This is a genomic window from Eisenbergiella tayi (assembly GCF_001881565.1).
In the GTDB taxonomy this organism is placed as follows: Bacteria; Bacillota; Clostridia; order Lachnospirales; family Lachnospiraceae; genus Eisenbergiella; species Eisenbergiella tayi.
Map to the genome: position 1 here is coordinate 240,181 of NZ_MPDJ01000007.1, position 25,441 is coordinate 265,621.

Annotated in this window: 26 protein-coding genes; 9 read left to right on the forward strand and 17 right to left on the reverse strand. The window is 46.1% G+C overall.

Going from position 1 to position 25,441, the window contains the following annotated elements; all coding sequences use genetic code 11:
• Positions 1–675 precede the first annotated feature (675 nt).
• From BLA28_RS24975 to BLA28_RS25015, 9 genes are all read left to right on the forward strand, one after another.
• Entirely contained in the window at positions 676–918 is a 243-nt protein-coding gene (locus tag BLA28_RS24975; RefSeq protein WP_009250264.1) for a hypothetical protein, read from the forward strand.
• 368 nt (positions 919–1,286) lie between these two features.
• Positions 1,287–1,793, forward strand: a complete 507-nt coding sequence (locus tag BLA28_RS24980) for a nitroreductase family protein (RefSeq protein ID WP_044971675.1) — start codon at positions 1,287–1,289, stop codon at positions 1,791–1,793.
• Positions 1,794–2,135: 342 nt separating this feature from the next.
• Positions 2,136–3,164: a MerR family transcriptional regulator gene (locus BLA28_RS24985; protein ID WP_071699623.1), complete on the forward strand. Its 1,029-nt coding sequence runs from the start codon at positions 2,136–2,138 to the stop codon at positions 3,162–3,164.
• A gap of 66 nt (positions 3,165–3,230) precedes the next feature.
• A complete protein-coding gene (locus tag BLA28_RS24990) occupies positions 3,231–4,502 on the forward strand; it encodes an MFS transporter (RefSeq protein ID WP_069158457.1) in 1,272 nt (423 codons plus the stop codon).
• A complete protein-coding gene (locus BLA28_RS24995; RefSeq protein ID WP_069158458.1) occupies positions 4,474–5,199 on the forward strand; it encodes an ABC transporter ATP-binding protein in 726 nt (241 codons plus the stop codon). The genes BLA28_RS24990 and BLA28_RS24995 overlap by 29 nt, the downstream gene beginning before the upstream one ends.
• Positions 5,196–5,903: a hypothetical protein gene (locus BLA28_RS25000; protein ID WP_009250270.1), complete on the forward strand. Its 708-nt coding sequence runs from the start codon at positions 5,196–5,198 to the stop codon at positions 5,901–5,903. Before BLA28_RS24995 ends, BLA28_RS25000 begins: the two co-directional genes overlap by 4 nt.
• Positions 5,904–5,925: 22 nt before the next feature.
• Positions 5,926–6,735: a CPBP family intramembrane glutamic endopeptidase gene (locus BLA28_RS25005; protein ID WP_069158459.1), complete on the forward strand. Its 810-nt coding sequence runs from the start codon at positions 5,926–5,928 to the stop codon at positions 6,733–6,735.
• 252 nt (positions 6,736–6,987) lie between these two features.
• Positions 6,988–7,602: a helix-turn-helix domain-containing protein gene (locus BLA28_RS25010; protein WP_069158460.1), complete on the forward strand. Its 615-nt coding sequence runs from the start codon at positions 6,988–6,990 to the stop codon at positions 7,600–7,602.
• A 157-nt stretch (positions 7,603–7,759) separates the two neighbouring features.
• Complete coding sequence (locus BLA28_RS25015; RefSeq protein ID WP_069158461.1) at positions 7,760–8,434, forward strand: phosphatase PAP2 family protein; 675 nt, start codon at positions 7,760–7,762, stop codon at positions 8,432–8,434.
• A gap of 271 nt (positions 8,435–8,705) precedes the next feature.
• Here the strand turns inward: BLA28_RS25015 and BLA28_RS34310 are convergent, their stop codons facing one another.
• From BLA28_RS34310 to BLA28_RS25095, 17 genes are all read right to left on the reverse strand, one after another.
• Positions 8,706–9,161 carry a PDDEXK nuclease domain-containing protein gene (locus BLA28_RS34310; protein ID WP_330388873.1) on the reverse strand — a complete coding sequence of 152 codons (456 nt, stop codon included), beginning with the start codon at positions 9,159–9,161 and terminating at the stop codon, positions 8,706–8,708.
• A complete protein-coding gene (locus BLA28_RS34315) occupies positions 9,115–9,480 on the reverse strand; it encodes a DUF1016 N-terminal domain-containing protein (protein WP_069158463.1) in 366 nt (121 codons plus the stop codon). Before BLA28_RS34315 ends, BLA28_RS34310 begins: the two co-directional genes overlap by 47 nt.
• A gap of 123 nt (positions 9,481–9,603) precedes the next feature.
• On the reverse strand, positions 9,604–10,230 hold the full coding sequence (locus BLA28_RS25025) for a P-loop NTPase family protein (RefSeq protein WP_069158464.1): 627 nt from the start codon (positions 10,228–10,230) through the stop codon (positions 9,604–9,606).
• A gap of 35 nt (positions 10,231–10,265) precedes the next feature.
• Positions 10,266–10,721, reverse strand: coding sequence for an 8-oxo-dGTP diphosphatase (locus BLA28_RS25030; RefSeq protein ID WP_069158465.1), 456 nt, complete (start codon positions 10,719–10,721; stop codon positions 10,266–10,268).
• A 42-nt stretch (positions 10,722–10,763) separates the two neighbouring features.
• Complete coding sequence (gene larE, locus BLA28_RS25035) at positions 10,764–11,585, reverse strand: ATP-dependent sacrificial sulfur transferase LarE (protein ID WP_069158466.1); 822 nt, start codon at positions 11,583–11,585, stop codon at positions 10,764–10,766.
• Between the two features lie 42 nt (positions 11,586–11,627).
• Positions 11,628–13,133: a nickel pincer cofactor biosynthesis protein LarC gene (larC, locus tag BLA28_RS25040; RefSeq protein ID WP_069158467.1), complete on the reverse strand. Its 1,506-nt coding sequence runs from the start codon at positions 13,131–13,133 to the stop codon at positions 11,628–11,630.
• Entirely contained in the window at positions 13,126–13,908 is a 783-nt protein-coding gene (larB, locus tag BLA28_RS25045; protein ID WP_009250278.1) for a nickel pincer cofactor biosynthesis protein LarB, read from the reverse strand. The genes larC and larB overlap by 8 nt, the downstream gene beginning before the upstream one ends.
• 34 nt (positions 13,909–13,942) lie before the next feature.
• Positions 13,943–14,536 (reverse strand): ABC transporter ATP-binding protein, encoded by a 594-nt coding sequence (locus BLA28_RS25050; protein WP_069158468.1) that lies wholly within the window; start codon positions 14,534–14,536, stop codon positions 13,943–13,945.
• Positions 14,523–15,515: an ABC transporter ATP-binding protein gene (locus tag BLA28_RS25055; RefSeq protein ID WP_069158469.1), complete on the reverse strand. Its 993-nt coding sequence runs from the start codon at positions 15,513–15,515 to the stop codon at positions 14,523–14,525. Before BLA28_RS25055 ends, BLA28_RS25050 begins: the two co-directional genes overlap by 14 nt.
• Positions 15,516–15,635: 120 nt before the next feature.
• The gene (locus BLA28_RS25060) at positions 15,636–16,451 is read right to left on the reverse strand and encodes an ABC transporter permease (RefSeq protein ID WP_069158470.1); all 816 of its coding nucleotides are present in this window, start codon (positions 16,449–16,451) and stop codon (positions 15,636–15,638) included.
• Entirely contained in the window at positions 16,448–17,398 is a 951-nt protein-coding gene (locus BLA28_RS25065) for an ABC transporter permease (RefSeq protein ID WP_242879947.1), read from the reverse strand. The genes BLA28_RS25060 and BLA28_RS25065 overlap by 4 nt, the downstream gene beginning before the upstream one ends.
• A 47-nt stretch (positions 17,399–17,445) precedes the next feature.
• Positions 17,446–19,107, reverse strand: coding sequence for an ABC transporter substrate-binding protein (locus BLA28_RS25070; protein ID WP_069158471.1), 1,662 nt, complete (start codon positions 19,105–19,107; stop codon positions 17,446–17,448).
• Positions 19,108–19,653: 546 nt separating this feature from the next.
• Entirely contained in the window at positions 19,654–21,345 is a 1,692-nt protein-coding gene (locus BLA28_RS25075; protein WP_069158472.1) for a M56 family metallopeptidase, read from the reverse strand.
• 1 nt (position 21,346) lies between these two features.
• Complete coding sequence (locus BLA28_RS25080; protein WP_069158473.1) at positions 21,347–21,724, reverse strand: BlaI/MecI/CopY family transcriptional regulator; 378 nt, start codon at positions 21,722–21,724, stop codon at positions 21,347–21,349.
• Between the two features lie 212 nt (positions 21,725–21,936).
• Complete coding sequence (locus BLA28_RS25085) at positions 21,937–22,833, reverse strand: alpha-hydroxy acid oxidase (protein ID WP_069158474.1); 897 nt, start codon at positions 22,831–22,833, stop codon at positions 21,937–21,939.
• 49 nt (positions 22,834–22,882) lie between these two features.
• Positions 22,883–23,806, reverse strand: coding sequence for a phosphotransferase (locus BLA28_RS25090; protein ID WP_242880629.1), 924 nt, complete (start codon positions 23,804–23,806; stop codon positions 22,883–22,885).
• A gap of 14 nt (positions 23,807–23,820) precedes the next feature.
• Positions 23,821–25,068 carry a GGDEF domain-containing protein gene (locus BLA28_RS25095; RefSeq protein WP_069158475.1) on the reverse strand — a complete coding sequence of 416 codons (1,248 nt, stop codon included), beginning with the start codon at positions 25,066–25,068 and terminating at the stop codon, positions 23,821–23,823.
• Positions 25,069–25,441: the final 373 nt, after the last annotated feature.

A 25,441-nucleotide genomic window follows, 5' to 3' on the forward strand; every position in this document is an offset into this window, starting at 1 on the left:
ACCTTCCCTTCTCATAAGATGTAGTCGTTTTGTTAACTTGATTACATGATAGCGAAGGTATTTTATATATCCAAGATTTTATACTTGCCATGGCTGTGAATTCTTGCGAAATGCAGGGAAAGGATTTTTGTGGGAAGGGGGATTCCTTGTGATTTTGGGCGGATTTATGGGAGAAAAGGAAGGATTGGGGGAGGATGCTGTAGATTTGTTACGAAGCAGACAGAGGCTTTTAAAGGAAAAGACATAACATGATGTTATAAAAATAGCGATGTTCCTATCTTTCCATATGGACAGGAGAAATGATGTCTGTACGTCAATCGTTTTATGGTTTCCATGTCGCCGCCTGTCATCAAGCATACCATTTCCTCAGGAGACTACATGATTGCCACGATGACAAGATTTATCTTGTCTTTGTTGATTACGCGGATAGGAATATAATACCCTGTTCATTTCGTCCCCCTTAATTTTGTTGTTGTTTCACTTTATCAAACCATCATATGACAGGCATTACAAGATATAATGCAATATGCGGAAACCCTTATTTTTAAGCCATTCTTTCGATATGCCCTAAATATTCATGAAAGATTATTTTATAAAGTTTTTATTCTTACAACGAATAATAGGTTGAATAAATTCTATAATTTATAGTATAATAAAAAGAAAAGGGGTATTATTATGATAATTGATACAAAAAGTATTGTTTCTATTACGGAAGCAAATCAAAATTTTTCTAAAGTTGCAAGACTTGTTGACGAACTGGGGTCAGCAGTAATTATGAAGAACAATGTGCCCAAATATTTGGTAATAGAGTTTGTCAAGGCTGATAATCAAGAAAATGCTTCTGATGAATCAGTAATGGCGCTTTCAAGAAAACTGATGGAGGCAAACAAGGAAGCTTATGAGGTTCTTGCTAAATGATTATATTGTCCAAACAACAAATAATATTCATGCACACAGAATTGATTAGACAGACCGGTGGCAGTGATGGAATTAGAGATAATGCTTTATTGGATTCTGCACTGGCTGCTCCTTTTCAAGAATTCAGCGGTCGAACTCTATACAATTATCCTCAATGTAGCATCAGATAAATGTTCTTTTGAAGAACTCGTAAGCTGGATAACGGCACATCAAGTTTAGAAACCCAAACGGGCAATTTGACAATTTCTTCTGAACGATTAGTTTTCAGTTTTATTGCTTTTACAATAATAAATAAATATTTCCTTGAATAATTTCAAATTACAACTTACAATATAAATATCCGAAAAACTGGAAAAGGAGGAGCATTTATGAACACATCAGATGCAATACGTGCAAGAAGAAGTATACGGAAATACAAAAAAGGAACAGTGATTCCTAAGGAGCATATCCATCAGATGCTGGAAGCCGCCATGATGGCGCCCAGTGCCTGCAATACCCGTCCCTGGGAATTTGTTGTGGTGGAAACAGAGGAAATCAGGGAACAGATTATGAAGTCTCATCCTTACACTCAGATGCTGAAAACCGCTTCCCTGGCTATCGTTGTCTGCGGCAGGCCTGACCTTCAGGAATCTGTCTGCGCCGGTTTCTGGCCCCAGGACTGCGGCGCTGCTATTCAGAACCTGCTTCTTCAGGCAAAAGAACTGGGTTACGGCACCTGCTGGTGCGGCTGCTATCCGGTTATGGAGCGTGTAAAGGAGCTGCAGGAGATCCTTTCTGTTACCAGCCAGCCACTGGCAGTCATTGCTGTTGGGGAAGCGGATGAAGAACCTGCGGCGAGAGGTTTTTATGATGAAACCAGAGTGAAATTCCTGTAATTTATTATAATACTTCCGGACTTTATTGCCCGGCCAGGTATGCTGACTTTTGGAAAGCATATCCGGTCGGGCAATAAACACCTTCTGTCCCTCCTACGAAAAAGCTATTCATAAGTAAATATTCTATCGTTCAACTTCCTTTCCCCGTTCCGGCTCTCTGTCCTGCCGCAAAATACTGTCATTATTCCTCTTGATAACGTCACATTCCCACCCTGTGCATTTGGATATGAGCACACATTTCATAGTATGAACAGTAATAGAGCATATTATTAAAATAGTTAGAATGCATAATCTTGTAAATTTCAGATATACGAAATATAATGGCTGCAGGAGGGAAACAAAATGGATTATTTAACAGCCAATGAAATGGCACAAATATGGAATATTTCAAGCCGCATGGTGGCTTACTACTGCAAGGCAGGAAAAATTGCAGGGGCAATGAAAAAGGGCAAAACATGGCTAATACCCGCACACGCTGAAAAACCTGTGGACAATCGGTTTTCTACAAACAAAGTTATAGTTGGTGATAACCTCGAATTGCAGGGAGAACTACATAAAATTAACCGCATGGATTCAGAGAACAATGCTGTTTATCGTGCCAATGATATTTATAAAAACCTCGGACTTACGAGGGAAACACTGCGCTATTACGAGGAAATCGGGCTGATAGAACCACAAAGAAACAAAAACAGCCAATACCGTGAATTTACCTTTGAGGACGTTTCCCGCTTAATGTCCATTGATTTTTACAAGAAGCGCGGTTTTACGCCGCTTGAAATAAAAGAACTTATGGAATCCGGGGAGCGTGACGGTATCACATCGTTAAGCAGAAAAATAAGCGAGGCAGAAAATAATATCCGCATACAACAGCGTATTCTAAAACGTCTTGCCGAAACAAAGGTTTTTTGTGAGTATGCTGCCCTTTCGTCTAAGTTATTCACGGTGAAAGAGCTGCCGCTATATTTGGTGCTTGAAACTTTTGATGCCGTATCGTCCCTTAATGATTACAAGGACAGAGTGCTTGCGTTCATGGATTTGCAGGAGGACGATATTTTATCAAGTCTTGTTCGTGCAGTAACCTTTGACCAAACCGGATATAAAGGGACAAAGATGTGCCTTGTAAGGAGTGCTGTAAAAAAAGTGCAAGCCGGAGAAAAAACATATCTTGAAAGCGGTAAATGTCTGCATACTGTATTGGAAGCAGACAGTCACGACGATTCCATTATGGAAAAAATGTTTTTTGCCGCCTATGGCTGGGCAGAAGAACATAAAGAAACCTTCAAAGGTGTTGTCTATATTTTCATTCGTTTTGTTGAGCTTTCAGGACATACAGAGCGCAATTTTTACGAGGTGTTTATCCCTTTGAAATAAAGAAAAATCCCCTGTTGACTTGGGGGTTACCACCACCCTTAAACTTATTGGTAAAGGGAGGTGGCTATGATGAATAACACAAAAAAGTATGGCAAGGATTTTACGCTTGTGGTTGTCGGTCAGATAGTATCGCTATTTGGCAATGCAATCCTGCGTTTTTCCTTGCCATTATATTTATTAAGGGAAACAGGGTCATCAACTTTGTTTGGCATTGTGACAGCCTGTTCTTTTTTGCCCATGATTGTGTTGTCACTTTTGGGCGGGGTACTGGCTGACCGTGTGAACAAACGAAATATTATGGTCTGTTTAGATTTTCTGACGGCGGGTGTCATTACGGTATTTTCATGGCTCTTGGGAATACTCCCCATAATTCCGCTGTTTATAACCGTACTCATGCTGCTTTACGGTATTTCCGGCACTTATCAGCCCGCTGTACAGGCGAGTATTCCCGCACTTGTTCCAAAGGAAAAGATACTGTCTGCAAATGCAATCGTGAATCAAATTGGGGCACTTGCAAACTTTATCGGCCCGATTATCGGCGGTATGCTTTACGGAGCGTTTGGAATTGTGATTATTTTAAAGGTTAGCGTTCTATGCTTTGTATTGTCCGCTGTTATGGAGATTTTTATCAAGATACCGTTTCAAAAACAGCCGACACAGGATAAGGTACTACAAATCGCAGCAGGTGATCTACGGGACAGCATACGTTTCTTGAGAATGGAAAAGCCGCTGTTTGTTCAGATCTGCATTGTAATAGCAGGGCTAAACCTGTTTCTATCCCCCATGATGACAATAGGAATTCCTGTCATTGTCGTTGACAAGCTGCATTTGACAGACGGGCTGCTTGGATTTACGCAAGGAATGCTTGCAGTTGGCGGTATTCTAGGTGGGTTGCTGACGGTGCTTTTGGATAAAAAACTTACGCCCCAAACAGCATACGTTCCGCTTTTTCTCTGTACTGCCTGTAGTTGCCTTATGGGGCTTGGAATGGCAATCGGTCAATCACCCATGATTAAATATATCATTTTGTCGGTAACAGGGCTTTCGGTAACTATCTTTACAACTATGTTCAGCATACAAATGCTGGCTGTTGTACAGGCAGAAACCCCGCAGCATTTAATCGGCAAGGTGGTTGCCTGTATCATGACTTTTATCATGTGCGTTCAGCCAATCGGACAGCTTTTGTATGGTTTTCTGTTTGAGTGCCTGCCGAGCCAGCCTGTCATTATCATCGGCGCAAGTATGATATCCCTGGTGATTGCCGTGCGCTCAAAAAAGATACTTATTAAATTAGGAGGAAACAACCATTATGACGAATACAGCAGTGGAAATTCGTAATTTGACAAAGGTATTTGACGGCAAGGAGGTTTTGCGGGGCTGTAATCTAACTGTGCAAAGCGGCACGATTTACGGACTTCTTGGTGCAAACGGCGCAGGCAAGACCACCATGTTTAAGTTAATCACAGGCTTGCTGTCCCCGACCGCCGGAAACATAAAAGTGCAGGGGGAAACATTGTCGATTGACAAAAAAGACTTCCTGAGAAAAATGGGGATTTTGATTGAAACGCCCGTCTTTTATAACCATTTATCCGCAAGAGAGAACTTGGAAATTCATTTAAGTTACATGGAACACAGCTTTGAGAAAATCGGGCAAGTATTAGAAATGGTGGGGCTTGGCGATACAGGAAAGCAGCCTGTTTCTAAATTTTCACTTGGAATGAAACAACGGCTTGCTATCGGACGGGCAATCAGCCACTCTCCGCAGATTTTAATTTTAGACGAGCCAATCAACGGGCTTGACCCTATGGGAATCCGGCAAATACGAAATTTGTTCTTATCTCTGGCAAAAGACGGCATGACACTACTTATTTCAAGCCATATTCTGAGCGAGATTGAGCATATTGCGGATGTGGTTGGCGTTCTTACAAACGGAAACGTTGTGCAAGAGGTGGCTATATGCGAAATCAAGAAACAATACCCGAACGGCTTGGAGGAATATTTCTTTCAGATTATGAGCGGAGGTGCAGAAGCATGAACATACTGAAATTAGAGCTGAAAAAGACAAACATAAAGCCTTATTTTCTTTCTGCTATTGCCGTATTCGTGTGCATTATGGGGCTGACATACATACTTGCATGGGTGCCGCATTTGGATTCAGGAGACAAAAATGCAGCTATCCTATTCTCCACCTATCAAGGAATCGCGGCAATCTGTAATGCGATCGCTTTGATGTCTTTTTCGATATTGGCCTCTGCCATGGGCTATCGCTATTTGACAAAAGAATACTGTGGCGTGGGTGCAATCCTCTTATTCAGCTATCCCATAAATCGCAAATCTGTTGTATGGGCAAAAGCGGCGGTAATTTTGCTTTTCATCAGCACCGCAATGTTCTTAACTGAATATGGTGGCTTTCTGATTTTTATCGGGACAGATTCCGTTCTCCAAATGGTAAATGATACCCTTGTACCGGGCGATTTTATGTTAGCGTTTAGAAACGCTTTGGTATTGGTGTGCCTTGCGGACGGTATAGCGTTATGCGCTATCCGAATCGGCTTTATCAAAAAGTCAAATTCTGTAACCATTATTTCCGCTGTTATACTAAGTATGCTTTTGATAAATCCTGTAGCGGCAATCAATGAGCAGTTTCTGCCAGTTTTATTCCTCGCAGCAGCGGCTCTGATTGGAGGTATTCTGCTCACTCTTAATGTCTCCCACAAAGTAAAGCGCATGGAAATATAGTGACAAAGGAGAGCTTATTATTATGAGTCAAAGAAAATTTATCTCAAAAGAAGAATTGAGTATGATGTGGCGTTATTTGTTTTATACCTTTGCAATCGCATGGGGAACAGAATTTTTGCTGATTATGTTGTATCGTTTCAATCTGTTAAGTGAAAACATTACTCTTTTTCTCTATTTTACAGCAATCGGCTTTGGGGCGGGCATGGCTCCCGCTTATGCCGCCTTTATCGTGCAAAGAAAGCAAACAGGCATTAAACTAAAAGCGTTTTGCAAGCAGGTTTTTCATACGTCCAATATGCGAAGAAGCATTGTCTTTTTGCTGCTATTCGCGGTGATTCAGTTTGCCGCTTGTATCGTACAGGAAAGCTATTTGGGCAATCCGTGGTATTTATTTATCCTCTTTATACCTATGATGATTTGGGGCGGGGGCTTAGAGGAAATCGGTTGGCGGGGTGTTTTTCAACCTTTGCTTGAAAAACGGTTTTCGTTTTTAGCTGCTGCATTCATTGAGGGTGTAGTTTGGGGAGTTTGGCATTTGCCACTGTGGTTCATTCCAAACTCCACACAGGGAGATATGAACTTTATTGCCTTTATCCTGTATTGTATTATCTTGGGATTGACCCTTGCGGCTGCCTATCGGCTGACAAAGTGCATTTGGGTAACAATCTTAATCCATGCTTGGGGGAACACCGTTTTAGGTGGAATGTATACACTCACTTCTTTGAACAATTCTCCAAGCGTAAAAACGCTTGTTGTTTATGCTTTACAGATAGCAGCCATTATGCTGATATTGTTAATTGATAAAAAACGCCGAAAGTTTATGCTAAAGTAAAACATGGTGGGTGTATTAAAGCTGCCCTTTTTAAGGATATGGCGGTATCTTAAGAGGTATCGCCGTATGCAGCGGCTGTGGATGGCTTCGAACTTTATTGCCCGGCTAGGTATGTTTCCTTTTTGCGAGCATATCCGGTCGGGTATTTTTCTGCTTATATTGTCATTATTCTTCTGTCCCTATATAATAACATATATGCATCGACCAAAGCTGACGTATTACCGTCACATACAAATCGAAAGGTACATTAAAATGGAATTTAACGAAAAGCTGCAGCTGCTCCGTAAACAGTATAATATGACTCAGGAACAGCTTGCCGAAAAACTTTATGTGTCAAGAACCGCTGTATCCAAATGGGAAAGCGGCAAGGGTTATCCGAATATAGAATCATTGAAAAGTATATCCAGGCTTTTTTCGGTAACCATTGATGATTTACTGTCCGGGGAAGAACTGATTTCTCTCGCTGCAGACGAAAACCTGGCTAACATAAATAAATTTTACACTCTTATTTATGCCATTTTGGATTTAATGATGCTTGTTTTTTTGTTTCTTCCACTTTATGGACAGGAGAAGGAAGGCATGATTCGTATGGTGAGTCTGTTTTCAAACCCTGATGCGAATGCCCTGACATGGACAATCTATTTTATCTTTCCGATTCTTATGGCAATTATGGGTATTGTACAGCTGATTGCTTCTTATTTTTCATATGAAAAAGGAACGCGCATTATGAGAAACTGCTCTGTTTTCCTGCAGGCCTTTTCTATTATTGTCTTCACTGCTACCCGTCAGCCATATGCAACGGTTCTGCTTTTCCTGTTTTTTATGATCAAGGTTATTCTCCTGATTAAAAGCAGCAAACTGAACTAATTGATTCAAAACCCGCTTAAAAAGGCTATTGTTACGAAAAGTATCAGGGTCTTTTGCCAATTGTGACATTTGGTTTCTTGTCCTTTCTAACACGTTGACGGATAATCTGCATGCAGGCTGCAAGCAATTTATCATAACTAATGAAAGGAATATTACTATGCCAAAAAGACAAAAAAGACTTTTCATCCTGACAGGCTCCTTATTTCTGCTTTTTATACTTCTTACAATAATAATGAAAACCGTTGATGTAAAACCTGTCGGGCCGAACCAATCCAAAATAGGGCTTGCTTCCATAAATCAATTCCTGTTTAACCATTTAGGTGCGAATTCCATATGGTATAGCATCACTAATCTGCTTGGAGTTATCGCCATATTCTTTGCGGTTGGTTTTGCTATTTCAGGACTTTGCCAGTTTATTAAAGGAAAAAGCATATCAAAAGTTGATTTCCATCTTTTGTTATTAGGGGCTTTGTATATTCTTGTTATCGTCTTTTATATTTTCTTTGAGTTTGTCATTATTAATTACAGACCTGTTCTTATAGACTCGGAACTGGAAGCCTCCTATCCATCCTCGCATACAATGATTACAATATGCATCATGGCTTCCGCAATGCTGCAATTCCACCAGCAGCTTCACAACAGCAGAAAACGACTGCTTATCGTATTAGACGTCTTTTCCGTTTTAATAATTGCAGTTACGATCATAGGAAGGCTGCTGTCGGGAGTTCATTGGTTCACTGACATCGCTGCGGCTATTTTGCTTTCAGCGGCATCAGTTATGCTGTATTACTCTGTGGTGAAATGGGTGGAGTACATCCACAATCCCGAATAGGAAAAAGCAAGAGGGCGAAAGCTTTTATCGCTTTCACCCTCTCTGTTTTCTGCCATTTCAAACAGACAATATTATTTAGCGTTTATAATTATAATTAATAATACCCTGCTGCACACAAATGGGAATGCTTTTTATCTCTTCTTTGATAATCTTCTTTCGCATGCACTGCATCCGGTGCAATCATTCCATCCCCCTTTTCTTATTATACTAAAAAGGGATAACTGCCGCTCATGGAGTTCGCTGTAGTACTAGTAAAAAAGCTTTATTATATCTATCCATCTATTTTCCCGTCCAGTTCTATCCTGCGTTCGATAATCTCGCGCTCACGTTTCAACTCATGTGTTAATTCTTCCTCGGTAGGAAGGTATAGCATATATTTTGAGGCAAATAGATTTTCGTTATCCGACAGTACCGAGTATTTTGGCATTGTATCATTTTTATCTGTACAGAGGATAATTCCAATGGTGGGATTATCTCCCTTCAATTTTACCTTATCTTCAAAATACCGTACATAAAAATCAATTTGCCCGATGTCCTGATAAGTCAGTTTTCCCGCCTTAAGATCTATGACCACAAAACATTTTAAAATATAATTGTAAAAAACAAGATCCACATAATAATGATCGCCTTCAATCGTTATCCTTTTTTGTCGTGCCACAAAAGAAAAACCTTTTCCAAGTTCAAGTAAAAACTCTTGCAGTTTCCAAGTCACTTTCGAGGTAATCACGGTTTTCCTTTAAATCCAAAAATTCTAATATATAAGGGTCTTTAAGGATATAATCAGGAGAATTTTTCGGCTCAAGTGTATGAATTTCATTTTTTACATTTTCTGTTCCACTCTTTTGTGTAGCTAGTAGCCGTTCATAAAAAAACGAATTAATCTGTCTTTCTAATTGTCGGACACTCCAACCTGATTCAACACACTCACGCCCATAAAATTCACGCCTGGAATCATCTTCAAGCTTCATAAGCAACCGATAGTGTGACCAACTCAATTCATGCCACAGCGTGGCACGATTCGGAAACGTTTTAAAAAATTGTCGCATACGGCGGAGGCTACTTTCATCAAATCCTTTTCCAAACTCTTTGGTTAACTCTTTTAACTAACATTCAAACAATAATTATACATTTTCTATCCTGACCTACAGTGCATTAACAACTGCATGGGATTACATTATTTCCGCCCTAATATCTTCTATAATCTGCTTAAAAACCCGCTCTCTCCCCACAGATGTATCATAAATCTTAAATCCATAGTTCCTCAACTGCTTCGTCATAGCTCGTCCGAACGGGATGGCATCCTGACTGACATACTCTCTTAGTTCATCGTCCTCAAAACCATATGTCCAATCATCTTCCGTATCATACTTCCTCAAATCGTCGAAGAATTCGTCAGCCGTTTTTTTGTTTTGTACCAGCCCTATGAGTATAAAATTGTCTTTCAGATTTTCAATCCCGTACATTTTCAGAACAGATGATATCTTCTCAAAATCAAAATATCCTCCTTCCAGGACAAACCGATTTCCTTCTACAGCATGTGCCCGCAGGTTTAATTCATCTGCAGCGCCATGGCCTGAAAAAAACATACCAAGGAAATGACCAAGGAACGGAGCAATATTGGCTGTGGTTTTCTCACGATCCCAGGCAAGCCTGATATCTAACTCCGGATATGCCCTTCCAAATACAGCGACCAGTTTATCGAGACTGATTACGAAATAATTCAGATCCTTATTTATCTTTTTCGCCAATGTAGTTTTTCCGGCTCTGCTAGGGCCTACAATAATTATATTTTTCAATAACGGCACCTCTCTAATGTCTGTCCGCTGGCACATCACTTCAGCACATGCTTCCATTCCCCATCTTCTTCATAGATATAATATTCACTGACCTCGTCCTCAAGGAATACCCGAAGCATAAGTTCCATTCCCCTTGCAAGAGGAAGCTCCTTCAGCCGGGACAGCTTTGTCCAGTATACCTCACCCTCTTCTGAAGATTTCAGTTCGCCTGCAAAATGGCTGGTTTTATAAAAGAGGACTATATAACGGCTTCCGTCATCCTCCGGCCATTGTTTGATCCCGCAGATTTGCGGTGTTTCAATTGTCAGGCCTGTTTCCTCGTAAACCTCACGTATCACCGCATCCGTAAAGGACTCTCCTTTTTCCACATGACCGCCGGGAAAGGTTATCCCTCCCCAGTCACTGTCCCTTCTGTCCTGCACAAGCACGTTGCCGTCATCATCGTATATCATACACATATTAGTCAATACTGTTTTTTCGCTTCTGTCCATTGCTCTGCCTTCATTCTTTATTATTTTATATCAAAAAAATTTTCAGACACTCAGGCCTACGTCCATGCTGCCGGAACGAAATCCCTTCAGATCCAGTGTGACATATACAAAACCCAGGTTTTCCAGAGCCGTAACAATTTCCATCCTGTGTTCCATCACTGCCGCCATGTCTTTTTCATCCACTTCAATTCTTGCCACTTTTCCATGGATACGGATGCGTACATTATAAAGGCCCAGGCTCTTGAGATAACTTTCTCCTTCGTCCACTTTTTCCATTTCAGCCATATCCAGCTGCGTACCATAGGGAAAACGGGTGGCCAGGCAGGGGGCGGAGGGTCGCTCGGAAACCGATATCCCATAGTCAGCGGCTATTTCACGCACCTGTGCCTTGGTAATTCCCAGTTCAGCCAGAGGACTGGCAATCCCCAGTTCCCTGATTGCCCTGATCCCGGGACGGTACACGTGAAGATCATCCTCATTAGTTCCTTCCACGATAACCGGTACTCCCAGCTTCTGCGCTTCCTGTTTCATTTTTTGAAATAGAAACTTTTTGCAGCGGTAGCATCTGTCTGTGGGATTATTCCCTATTCCGGCCTCCGCCAGTTCATCAATTTCCAGCACGATATGGGAGGCTCCCATTTCCCCGGCTACTCTCTTTGCCACTTCCATATCGCCGGAGGGATGAAGCTGGGTCTGCACGGTTGCGGCATAAACCTTTTTCCCGGTTTTTCCGGCGCTGTCACAGGCGGCCTTCAATAAAAGGCTGCTGTCCACACCTCCGGAAAATGCAACCATAATATCTTCCGCCGCCAGTTTATCCATGAGAGCGCAAAGTTCTTCTTTTTTCTTTCCTGTAGGTTCCATATGCTTCTTCCCTTCATTATAAGCTGTTTCGCCGGCGGCTTTTCATTTCTGATGCTTTCTGCATTCTTCCTGTATTATCGCATAAACCTCCTGGAACGGGCGGTTGTGCTTTCTGCAAAGCTCCGTCACACTGCTGTATTCCGGATAATAACGGACCTGATCCTCCAGATAGCATACCTTTACCGCTGCCTGGCCCAGTTCTGTGGACACCTGCAGCATTTCCCGTTTCAAAACCGTCCTGTCCATATGGCACCGGCGGATTCCTATGGTGGTTGTCTCCCGGAATATAATATCCTCCAGCTTATGCGCATCTTCTTCCCTGCAGATGACATTCAGCTGATAAGCCGGTCTGTTTTTCTTCATAAATACCGGCATATAATGAACGTCTCTGGCTCCCGCCTCAAAAAGCAGCTCCATGACGTACCCCATCATTTCACCGGTACAGTCATCTATATTGGTTTCCAGCTTGCAGATGGTGTCCCTTTCCCTTGCCTCACTGCGTATGAGCATGGCCCTGAGAAGACTCGGCCTCTCATAGCTGCGTTTGCCCGCGCCCATGCCTGTCCGAAGTATCGTAAAGGTTTCGGGCAGGGTATCTGCCGTTTTCACCGCGGCAACGATAGCTGCACCCGTAGGGGTGACCAGTTCTCCCTGCACATCGGTGATCTGAAGCTTTAAGCCATGCCTTCCGGCAATATTGGCTACAGCCGGAACCGGCACGGGTATCGTGCCATGCTGGCAGCGTACAAAGCCGCTGCCTTCACACAGCTTCGGCACAATGACCTGATCAATATCCAGATTGTCCAGGCAGACCGCAGCGGCTACAATATCCACGATGGAGTCCACAGCTCCCACCTCATGGAAATGCACTTCTTCTGCGGGTACTCCGTGAGCCGCGGATTCTGCTTCCGCCAATATCTGAAAAATACGGTTTGCGATTTCTTTCGCCCTGTCCGTTATCTGTGCATGACTTATAATATGAAGGATTTCTTTAAGTCCCCTGTGCTCATGGGGATGATGATGTTCCTCTTCCCCATGGATATGGGAAATTTCCGCTGCCGCATGACTATGGGAATGAGTATGCTCCGCTGTATCATGGTCGTGGAAATGAACATGCTCTTCCACTACATGGACATGGGAATGCTCCTCTGCCCCATGGTCATGATCGTGAGTATGTCCCTCTTCCCCATGGTTATGATCGTGAGTATGTCCCTCTTCCTCATGGTCATGGCTATGAGTATGTCCCTCCGCCCCATGCCCATGAGCATGGCTGTGTTCCAGTCCCGTATTCTCTGATGCTTCCTTCCCATGCAGATACTCCATATCATGATCATGGTTCTCATGCGCCTTATCCAACACGACATTAAAGTCACAGACATCCAGCCCCGATTTTACCACACGCTTGATTTCAATCGAAAATCCATCCACAGGCAGGCTGTCCAGCGCCTTTTCCAGCACCTGCCTGTCCGCGCCCAAATCCAGTAAGGCCGCCACGGTCATATCCCCGCTGATGCCTGAAAGGCATTCCAAATAAAGAGTATTACTCATGTTCTGTCTCCTCTCCGAAAGAATGGTTCCCATCCCTTTCCGCAAGTCTGTTTATTTGTGTCGCCATATATCCGGCTCCATAACCGTTATCAATATTCAGAACGGCTATTCCATTTGCACAGGAATTGATCATGGTCAAAAGCGCCGACAGTCCATTCATATTGGCACCGTACCCCACCGACGTGGGAACCGCAAGCACCGGATTACTCACAAGGCCGCCTATGACGCTGGCCAAAGCCCCTTCCATTCCGGCTACAGCCACCACACAATTCGCGCTCTGTATCACATCCAGCCTGGACATCAGCCGATGGATTCCGCTCACTCCCACATCATAGATGCGGTCCACATTGGAGCCGAAGAATTCCGCTGTCTGAGCGGCCTCTTCCGCCACCGGTATATCTGCCGTCCCTGCCGTACATACCGCAATCTTCCCGATTCTCTTCTTTCCCTCTTTTTCAATCTTAATAATATGGGAAATTTCATCATACTGAACCTGGGGGAATTCCTTTTTCAGCAGTTCATACTGATGCTGGGAGGCTCTTGTACCAAGGACTTCTCCCTCTTCCTCATAGAGCCTCCTGAAAATCTCCAGCAGGTGGGCATCCGCTTTCCGGCTGCAGAAAATCACCTCCGCAAACCCGGAACGCAGCTTTCTGTGGGAATCCAGTTTGGCATAGCCCATTTCCTCAAAAGGCTGTCTTTTCAGATAGCCCTCCGCCTCCTCCAAAGACATCTGCCCGTTTTTAAACTGCAGTAAAATTTCCTGTGTATCCATCCTAATCTTCCTTTCCGGCATTTTCAAACACCCTTTATAACCTTATCTGCCTGGTGCATATATAATCCAGCAGGTCCTTGCTGTGACTGACCACCAGCATTCCTATCTGTCTCCTGGCCGTTTCTTCCATAAGAAAATTCCATATCTGTCCCTGGGTAATCAAATCCAGCATAGTACTGATTTCATCCGCAATCAGATATCTGGTTCTCTGCCCCAGCGCTCTCGCGATGCAGAACCGCTGCAGTTCCCCTCCGGACAGTTCCTGCGGATACCTGGTTTTCCAGTCCGGTTCGATGCCCAGCCCGATTTCCAGCTGCCGGTCTATGTTATCCGCCTCTTTCAGGGATTCCCCCAGGGTAAGCCGGGGATTCATCGCCCTCTCCGGATGCTGCCAGATCATCTGCACGGGACAGTAGCCTCTCTTCGGCAGCGGCCTCCCGTCCAGAAGCACCCTGCCGGAGTCAGGCTTCTGATAGCCTGCCAGTATCTTCATCAGCGTGGTTTTTCCATATCCGCTCGGACCAAGGATCCCTACCCGTTCCTCCGGCCCGACAGAAAGGCTTACATGGTCAAGCACCGGCTTCTGCACTTTTGTATAGGAAAAAACAATATCTTCAGCTTCCAGCATGTTCATGTGCCTCCTTCCCTCCGTGATGATGGTGGGAATGATCCTCCCTGCATTTGATACAGCGCACCGTACCGCAGCGGATCACCCGTTCCGGTATTTCTCCCTCGCATTCCTGTGAAAAATCAGGGCATCTGGGACCGAAAACACAGCCCTTCGGCAAATCTTTTACGTAAGGCTGCACACCGTCTATGGGATGGAAGCCATTCCGCGGCATGGCTCTCCATAAAGCTTTCGTATAGGGATGGCGAAGAAGCTCTTCCGATTCAAAATCGCTTACAAGTGCCTCTTCCACTGTGGTCCCCGCATAGAATACCGCTATCCTGTCCGCCACCTTCAGGGCCAGCTCAATATCATGGGTGATCAGCAAAACCCCATTTCCCATATCCGCAAATCTGCGGAAGTCCTCCATAGCCTTGCCTGCCAGGGACAGCTCCATACCAGGAGTCGGCTCATCCGCAATGATCAGCCGGGGATTTTCCATAAGCGCCGTTGCCAGCATAATCCTCCTGCTCATCCCGCCGGAACAGGCGAAAGGATATTTTTCCTCCACCTCCTGTGCCAGGCCATATTGGGAAAACAGCTCACGCTGGCGGCTGATCGTTTCCCTGTCCCTGCGCCCACGCCGTACCTGTTTTCCCACCTTCATCAGCGGATCCAGATAGGTGACGCTCTGAGGGACAAGGGCGATTTCCTTACCCCGCAGCTTTTCCATGCGTTCCGGGGTAAGAGGCTCCTGTAAAAAAAAGAACTCACCGCTGCACATGGCGTTGGAAGGCAGCAGGCCCAGGATCGCATGGGCCAGAAGGCTTTTTCCGGAACCGCTTGAGCCCACCACCGCCACTATTTCCCCCTCATGCACCGTCACATTCAGCCGGGAAATAACCGGCAGATCCACCTGCCTGATCCCTTTTTCATATTGTCGGAAAGATATTGACAAATCCTGGATTTCCAGAATATGAAATTTATTACTACAGCTCATTTTCACTCTCCTGCCCGCCTGTGGGCCTTCTTTCCTAATCCGATGGCAGCCCCGGAATCATTTTCCTGCGTTCCGCACAGTACATGCGCCGGCCCGCTGAACCGTTATAAAGCTGCTGCCTTATTCCTGTGCGCTGGAAGGATCGAGAATCCTGCGCAGGGAATTTCCCGCCACATCAAACAAAACCACCGTCAGCACCAGCATCAGTCCGGGCAGCATGGCCAGCCACCATTTCCCCGTAATCAGATAGCGCATGCTCTCCGATAAAATAATACCGATAGCAGGCTGCTCAGAGGAAAGGCCGAAGCCAAGGAAGGTGATACTCGCCTCATGCAGGATGGCATGGGGAAACATCAGTATCAGCCCCACCACAAACTGGGGAAACAGATGCACAACCATATGGCGCCAGGCAATCTGAAGCCTGCTCTGTCCCAGCTTTGCCGCGATCTGGATATATTCACTTTCCTTAAGCTGCATCACCTCTCCCCGGATTACCCTTGCCAGAGAAGGCCAGTGGGTCAGGGCCACACCGAGGACTACCCCCTTAAAGCCCTTGCCGAACGCATAGGATATAAGGAGCAGCAGAAGGATATGGGGGATTCCCATAATCGTATCGATCAGGAAGGAAATCACCGCATCCACCTTTTTCCCAAGAACGGCGGACATGATTCCCAGAGTCAGGGCAAGCAGCGCGCTGATCCCGGCGGTGCACAGGCCGATGCGGATGCTCATGGACAGTCCTGTAAGGGTACGGGCGAGCATATTCCGTCCCATCCAGTCCGTGCCAAAGGGATACCGCAGACAAGGCGCCAGGTTTTTTACGGAAAAGTCGGTTTTCCGGGCACCTCCATAACAGAAGATGCCGGACAAAGTCACCGAAGTCAGGAAAAGAAGGGCAAGAGCAAAAATCAGGATGGTTTTCTTCCTCTGGTTCATGATGCCTCCCCTCCCTTCCTCATCCGGGGATCAATGACGCCGTAAAGGATATCCGCGATGAAATTGCCGAAAAAGACGATAGCCGCCGTCACGATAGTGATTCCCAGCAAGAGGGGGACGTCGCTTCCCGTACCCGCCGTCACCGCCGCCTGTCCCAGCCCCGGATAAGAAAAAACCTGTTCCACCAGAACGGAGCCTCCTATAATCTCACTGACGGAGGCAAACTGCAGGGTCATGGCAGGCAGAAGGATATTTCTCAGGCCATGCTTTTTTACCATGCTCCAGGTGCTCTCCCCCCTGGCTCTGGCAAACAGCATATAATCACTTTCCATCACATCAATCATTTTTTCTCTCGTATGAAGAGTCACCCCCGCCACTCCGGTGATGCTGAGAGTAACCGCCGGAAGTATGGCATGCCGCAGCCGGTCCAGAAAGGTGACGCCTGCGCTCTCCACGCCGATAGGAACACTCAGCCCGATGGGCAGCACCTTCAGCCATACCGCGAATACAAGCAACAGCAAAAGAGCCAGCCAGAAAACCGGGGTGCTGGATATGAGAAGGGAATACCCCTTAATGATCCGATCCGCCCAGGTTCCCCGGAAAACTCCCGCCAGGATGCCAAGGACAAGCCCCAGAATACCTGAAATGAGCCAGGCAAATACCATAAGAAACAGTGAATTCGACAGCTTTACACCGATCACCTGTGATACCGGCTGCCGGTAAAGAAGGGAGATCCCCATATCTCCCCTGACAAAACCACCTGCCCAGTTCAGATACCGGCGGACCGGGGGGACATTCACCCCCCAGTATTCCTCCAGCTTTGCCTTCTGTTCCTGGCTCATGGCCCCCAGCGCGGCCTGTCCCACATTGGCCTGCAGCGGATCGATGGGCGACATACTCACCAGGGTAAAGGTCACGATGCTGACCGTAATCAGCAGCAAAAGCATCCTTATGAACTTTCTGCCTGTCTTTCTGATAAGAAGGTTATGCTTCACTATTCGTTCCACTCCCATTGATCCACGTTATTTACAATTGACCAGCCGTGTCCGTGAGGATGTATCTTCTGCTCCGCCACCTGCAGGCCGTTTCTTACATAATATAAATGATCCACATTGCACAGCCATACCCAGGGAATATCCCCTTCCTGCGTCACTCCGGTACTGCCGTCCCACTGGGCTTTCTGCCACAGGTCATAGGAATCTTCCAGCTCGGAAGCCTTCAGCGCTTCGTCCATATAGGCATCTACAGTACTGTTGGCATAAGGAGAATATTCTGCGCTTCCCGTTGCCGGCAGCGTGTGGTAAATATTGTACAGCTCCATGGGCGTATGAGCGCCCCATCCCCATACAAGGGGCTGGGATAATGCCTTATCATAAGCCACGTCCCATCCTGCGCCTTCTGTAGTGACCTCGATTCCAAGCTCCGCACACTGGTTAGCCAGATCCTCCGCCAGCGCCTGACGCACGGAATCCCCCGGGTTATACATCACGGTAAACGCCGCCCGGACACCATCCTTTTCCCGGATTCCGTCCGCCCCGGGCACCCATCCTGCATCCTCCAGAAGCTGCTTTGCGCCATCCGGATCATAAGAAACCTGGGCCTCTGAATTATACCACGGCATTTTATCACAAACGCTGTATGCAGGTGTGCCGTAGCCGCCCAGCACGTTCGTGATCATTTCCTCTCTGTCGATTCCTATGTTAATGGCACGGCGCACCGCAATATCGGCTGTCACTTCATTTCCCACCGTCAGGCCGTCACGTTCCTCTACCGGTCCTACTGGCAGGTTGATGCCTCTGTTATCCACACTCGCCACCTGCAGAAGGCTGTAACCGTCAATAACCTGATCCGCATAGGAAGCGGCTGTATGGGCCACATCCACCTGTCCTGCCATTGCCGCTGCAAGCGCCGCGTCTTCATCCATAAAAAGGACTGTGACCTTTTTCATCTTCACTTCATCCCCATAATAATCCGGGTTTGCTTCAAAAATCACCTGCTGTCCCTTGTCCCACTGCTTCATGATATAACGCCCGGAACCGATGGGATTCTGCCCGTAATTTTCATCATAGGCATGCTCCGGTATGATTCCTACGATGGCCATTGTATAAGGCCAGATAGAAAAGGGGGTATTCATATGGAATTCTACCGTGGTATCATCCACCGCCACCGCTTCCTTCAGCATGGTAAAGTCATTGACACTGCTGTTTTCCACACAAAGATTATATGTAAAAGCCACATCGGAAGCTGTCAGAGGCTCCCCGTCCGTAAATTTTACGTCATCTCTTATGGAAACCGTCCAGGTCAGGCCATCCTCACTCACGGAATAATCTGTCGCCAGATCCTTGCCGATCTTCAAATCCGCCGTAGTGGTGGTAAGCGTGCTCTGGATTAACGGCTCATGTACATGCTCACCGGCTCCCCAGCCGTATACGGGATTAAAGCCTGCCTCCGGCTCCGAGGTGGTGGGCATGGTTACGATTACACTGTCCGCAGCCGCCTCTGCTGTTGCTTCCGAAGCTCCTGCCGTCACGTTTTCCCCTTCTGTCACATCGGCTGTCTGTACCTCTGCCGGCGCCTTTGTGCCTCCGCAGCCGGCAAGTCCGGCAGCCGCAATGACTGCGGCGCATAAAAATGCTGCTATTCTCTTTTTCCTCACTTGAATCTCCTCCTGTTTTCTGTCTGCCCCTTTCCGTCAGAAACACCGGCCGTCTTTCGCTTGTCTTATGGCCTGTGACTGCCTGCTGTAAAAAAAGACAGACGCCCTGAAAGTCCGCTTCCCTTAGGGAACCCGACGCCTTCGTGGCATCTGCTGCATTATGCTGTATCCATCCGTTAAATCCCCGGAACAGCGCATCCGTTTGGCCCGCTGCCCGTGGGAATCAATACGATTCAAATTATCTCTTCACATGGAACCATCCGCCTTGGGCGAATTCCTATGCACCTTCGGTGCATGCCGGTATTCTTGGAATATCAGTTTTTCAGGCTCCAATTAATAAGTATACAGTCATTCACTCCCCTGCGTCAATAGATTGGGAGGGACTGCTGCAACAATCGCAATTTATATTCTATTCCCTGAAGTCCACTTCAGGGCAAATGAACAATATGTAACTTTTTTATGAACTAAATATGAACGTGAAAAATCCGGTACCATCCTGACAGCGGCAGGCTGCCATACTGGTACCGGATTCTTCTGCCCGATTCATCAGTTGTCCTGAAACTTCTCTTTCACTTTTGCTTCTACCTTTTCCTCCAAACCATCAAGAGAATTCTTCTCCCGTTCCTCTAACGCGGAAAGGTATTTCTGTGCCTGTTCCTCCGATATCTTGGCAATGGAAGTTATTTGCCCGTTTGCATCTCTGACCGCCGATAAGTTCACCGTCCCGGCATCATCGGTCCAATAGGTCTCCGCAGATCCATCCGCAAGAATATCTAAAAACAGCTTCACACGCTGGCCGTTATAATATAATGTATTGCCGTCTGAAGAAAGCTCAATTCCATATGCCTGATATTGGTCATACTTCGATTTTCCCGCCGCATTCTGCGTATTGTCTGCCGCTGCATTCGGAACCTTTGCCGCAGCCCTGATGTCATCGCTAAAATAAACGGAACGATATTTCTGCGCTTTATCCTCAGAGATTTTTTCAATCCCTGTGATTCTGCCGTCCGCATTGCGGTTAACGGCCAGGTCAAGTGTTCCCTCTTCGTCTAAGAAGAGCGCTCCATCCTTAGCATATTCATCAACGAAAAGCCTTACCTTCTGCCCGCCGTATAACAGCTCCTTACCATTTTCTGAAATCGTAATACCAAAATCGGCATACTGTGAATAAACTTGCGGGTCGGGAAGGAATCCGTAGGAAAATGACAAATCTTCCTTAATGTCTTCCTGTATTATTTTCGGCGGTTCCTTTGTTTCCGCCTTTGCCGACAAAGTAAAACTCAGTCCCAGAGTCAGGATGAGCACGCCCCCCATAATGGAAAGCCCTGTTTTCTTTTTCTTCATATCCATAATTGAAAATATCCTTTCTTTCATCCCTTTTTTCCCTTTGTAAAAAAAGGTTGATAAAGCTGTTTTTCGTTTTGACTGGTATCGGATGACACTGATAATTGTCTCGCAGTAATATTGACGGATATCCGCTCCCGTTCCGCGCACCACTTCCTCATCACAGGCCAGTTCGCATTGGCTGTCAATCGCCTGGGTCATCAGGTAAACAGCGGGATTAAACCAGTGGATCGCGTTTGCAGCCAGCACCAGGCCCTTATACCAGAGATCCCTGCGTTTATAATGAACAAGCTCATGCTTTAAAATAAGACGGAGCTCATCTGTGGTAAAATCTGCATCAGGAAGCAGTATGCGAGGCTTTACAAACCCTGTCATCATAGGGCTTCCAATGCTTTCACAAACCTGCAGGCCAATGCTTTCCGTTATGCCCATCTGTGTTTTCAGGCTTTGGAATACCTCCAGCTGTGTGTCATCAGTGACGTTATCGCTCCAGCGTGACACCAGCTTCAAAAAACGGAGATGTCTGATTACATGATAAACCAGAAATACGATCATTCCTGTCAGCCACAATGCCCCCGCTATCTGCCACCACGGTATATTCGGCAGAACAGAAGGAACCGCATTTCCAGCAGGGACGGCGGCAGGAACTGATGTCCCGTTCCCTAGCCGGATAACCGGTACTGCCGGGCTGTCCGGCACATTCACCCTGACAAGGGCATTGCCGAATTTCGGCCGGAAGGGAATGATAAGCCCGATAATAATGACAAGCCACGAATAATAGCGGGCTTTCACAGAATAATGCTTCGCCAAAAACGGTGTCGCCGCCATATAAAAAAGTGCGGCCGCAGACATAGTAACGGAGCATATCAACAGCATAACCATAAAGCCTTTCATTTTAATCCCTCCGCTTTTTTGCCCATTGGAGCAATTCGTCAATGTCCTTATCCGTCAATGCTTTATCCTCATAAAGCGTGTTCACCAGATCGAGGAAAGAATTGTCGTGATACTGCTTCATAAAATTGCTTGTTTCAAACTTCAGGTACTCATCCTTGCTTATCAGAGGATAATAAATGCGTTCCTTTCCTCTTTTATCTGTGCTTAAAAATCCACGTTCTGCAAGCCGGAGCATAAGGGATATAACAGTCTGTGCTTTCCAGCCCTTTTCCGTTCCAAGCTGCTCCATAATGATGTTTGTCGTAACAGGCGGTTCATTCGCCCACACCACCTTCATAATGTCAAACTCCGCGTCCGGTAATTTTTTCATCTGCTTCATCTTATCAACTCCTTTAAGACAGCTGTCTATATTTGTATTCTACAGTTGTCTTATATAATTGTCAAGGTTATTTTCGACAATTGCAGAAAATATTTTTTATTCCCCTTTTCAGCGATACAAAACAGCCTGTTTTCCCACGCTCTTTCCATACACAAAACGCCGCCCTGTTTCCATAGGACGGCGCTTTGTGTGCGGAAAGGGATTCCCTGAAATCACGCTTTCCATATAACAGAAGGATCTATTTGTGATAAATCCGATGCTCCTGTTCTTGCCATAATACCAGCCAGTTCTTCTGTCAGAGAGGCGATTTTTTCCTGTACGCCTTCCGCACCGTTTACCTGCAGAGACCCCATGAGCGCCCTGCCCACACAAACGGCATCCGCTCCGAGTGCCAATGCCTTGAACACATCGGAGCCGCTCTCAATTCCGCAGTCCACAAATACAGGAATCTGTTTCTGCACGACTCTGACTATTTCAGGTAGGATCATCAGCGGGGGAACCGCATAATCGATAATTCCGTGATGGTGGGATACCACAATCCCCTTTACCCCGGCTTCCAGACATTTTTCAGCATCCTTCACACTGAGCACGCCTTTTACCACGAAGGGCAGTTTGGTCGCCTTCACAAACTCCTTCATTTCCTCCAGAGACTTCGGGCGCATTTCCATGCCCAATACCACATCGTATTTCCCTTTTCCTGAGAACGCATGGTCAATATCCATTCCCACAGCCATCACTCCGCATTTTTCCGCGTGCGCAATTCTTTTAAGGATATAATCATTATCCACATAGGGCTTGATAATCTTAATCGTCCTGGCTCCGGTCGCGGTAATATCCTCCAGTTCCTTTTCATCACCCATTCCGGCCCAGCTCACTGCACCTGCCAGCCGCGCACCCTCCGCCATTTGAACCATTCCATTTTCACGCACATTGCCCAGATGGGATAAGGCGGCCGTCATTACAGGTGTGCTAAACTGTTCTCCGAACAATTCCAGCCCCGTTTCAGGCAGTGCTCCATCCAGATGGCGCATCTCCACTAAAAGAGAGTCAAAATACTCCCTCGTAATCTGATTGGAATCTCCTGGTCTGATCTTTTTCATTTCTTCCATTTCCTTCACTCCTCTTCCTTTTCAGCAAATTATTATCAGTCACTCTATTTTAAGGTTCTGCCGCCCGGGAGGCACACTGCGCTTTCCAGCGGTACAGCCAGTCCAGCTGATTATCCAGGAACTCGTCGTCCACACAGTCAGGCCCATAGATCTCAATAATGGTGGCCTGGAGCTGAAAATGGTAAACAGCAAGCAAATCAAATATGGCTTCCTTCTCTTCCCTGCTCAGGCTTCTGTGCCTTTGATATCCCTTCATAAACTGTTCCAGCATACAGACCGTCTTGTCAAAAGCATCTTCATGAAAGGTAAAATAATCCGTTTCATTACAGAACAGAGCAATATCATACACGGGAAAGGAACGGCAGGAGGTATCAAAATCCAAAACATACAGCTCTCCTGTATCTGCCTTAAAAATATTGTTTCTGTACAAATCCCCATGACAATAGCTCGCCGGCAGATGCTTTACCTTATCCCAGGCCTCGTTTCCATAGGCTTCAAATTCATCGGCCCTTGCATATTTCTTTTTTCTGAGGATGGCGATATACCGGTCGATAAAGAAATACTTATCCCGTAATCTGAGTTCTCCGCCGTACTCCTCCATACAATTGTGAAGCCGTCCAACCAGTTCTCCCGCCTGTTCCATATCCTCCGGCCCGGGATCCGTTCCTTCTATGTACTCATACAGGATATAAAGATACTTTTCTCCCTGCAGGTCCCGGCTGACGTAGGGTTCCCCCTTTATATCAGAAATGATCCGTGACACAGGCAAATGCTTTTCCATCAAAAACAGCTGGATCTTAACCGCTTCCACCGCAGTATCCATCAGCTGGGGACGCACAATCCGGAGAAAAAATTTTCCTTTATCCGATTCCACCGTATAGGAAAGGCTCCCTCCGTCACGGAAAAACACCGCCTGCTTCACATGCATATCGTAATTCTCATTTATAATAGAAACGATCTTTTCCTCATCCATATATTCCCCCTGACCTAGCTGTCCTCCTCACTGCGCTCCCCTTCCCTGTTGTCATTCTCATTGCCTTCCCCAATCATGTCTTCCTTCTTCCGATCCTCTTTTTCCCAGATTCCATATTCCCGCTTTCTTTTATTCCGGTACATCCACGCATCTGAACGTCTGAGTGTGTCAGCCAGCTTCTTATCCTGCTCAGGATCGTAAAAAGCATAGCCTGAGGAAATGCTCACCTCAAAGCCCTGGTTCTTGCTTTCCTGCTCCGCCATCACTCCGATTTCCCGGAACATTCCATCCACTTCCTCCGGCTTTCCATTCTGTATAACCGCCACGAATTCATCTCCGCCTATCCGGTACAGAACATATTTCCCATAAAGGGCTTCCCCAATTATGGAGCTTCCCAGGATCAGGTACTCGTCGCCCTTGGCATGGCCGTAAATATCATTCACATCCTTCAGCCGATCCAAATCGAAGGAAAGAATGGCAAGATCCTTTTTCCCCTCGTATTGATCCCAGTTATGAAGATCCACCTCAAATGCATTCCGGTTTTTCAGTCCCGTAAGCATGTCCGTATTGGACAAATCCTTATATAACGGATTGGATATGCGGCGGAACATCAGTACCGCAACGACAGCCGCTGCAATACAGGATAAAAGAAGGACTATCGGCGTTGTAATTTTCATAAGCCGATAAGTGTTGTACTGGCTGGTAGCATCGAATTCAATGCCGAGAACCCCGATAACCTTATCCCCGTCATGCATGGGAAAATAAGATATGAACACCGGTCCCCAGGTTGTTTTATTGATTTCATTCGGAAATACCGTTTCCCCCGAAAGGGCCCGCTTCATATCAGGAATGCATTCCGCTTCGATGGGATCTCCCACATAACGGAAATCCGGGCTGTCCGTGGGAAGCCCATCCACCAGATAGATAAACTGTCCCTTATCCGTTACTTTAGCCGTATAAAGATAACGCACGCCCGCCGCATTCCTGGCGCCCTCCAGCCTCAGACGGGAATTCTGGTATAAAATCAGTCCGTCGTCCTCTTTCACGTTCAATTCACTGAACATATCCGCATCCAGATATTTTTCCAGATAATCATGGAGATTCGTCGACCTGTGTTTCAGATCCATGATCATATTATTATAAGATAGCCCGTAATTAATCAGGAAAATAAGACTGCAGGAAATAACCACTATTACTATCGTCATAATGAATACCTGCACATCCACCCTGTTAAATTTTTTCTTATGTTCCCTGCTGTCCAACTCTATGCTTCTCCCCTTTTATACGCCCTCGGTCTTTTGCAGTTTTTTCAAACCCTTAGTTACGATTATAACATACCCTTTCCGGAATTGGTAATGATACCTTTATTTATGGGGATACTTTTTTAAATGATGTTATATTTTGGAGGGACAGCTTTCCGTTCCATCCGCTGCTTCCGTGTCTGCCGCCCGGCCTGAGAACCCCTCCCTGCCCTTTTCCGCTGCCGGCTATGACCGCCATACAGGGGTCCTTCGAGGGGACGCTTTCGCCCGGTTAAGCCCCTGTCTCTTATCCCCATCTAGTCGTGTATAAGTGACAGGAATCCCCCGGGTATAACACAACGTTAACCGCCGCCCGGACACCATCCTTTTCCCG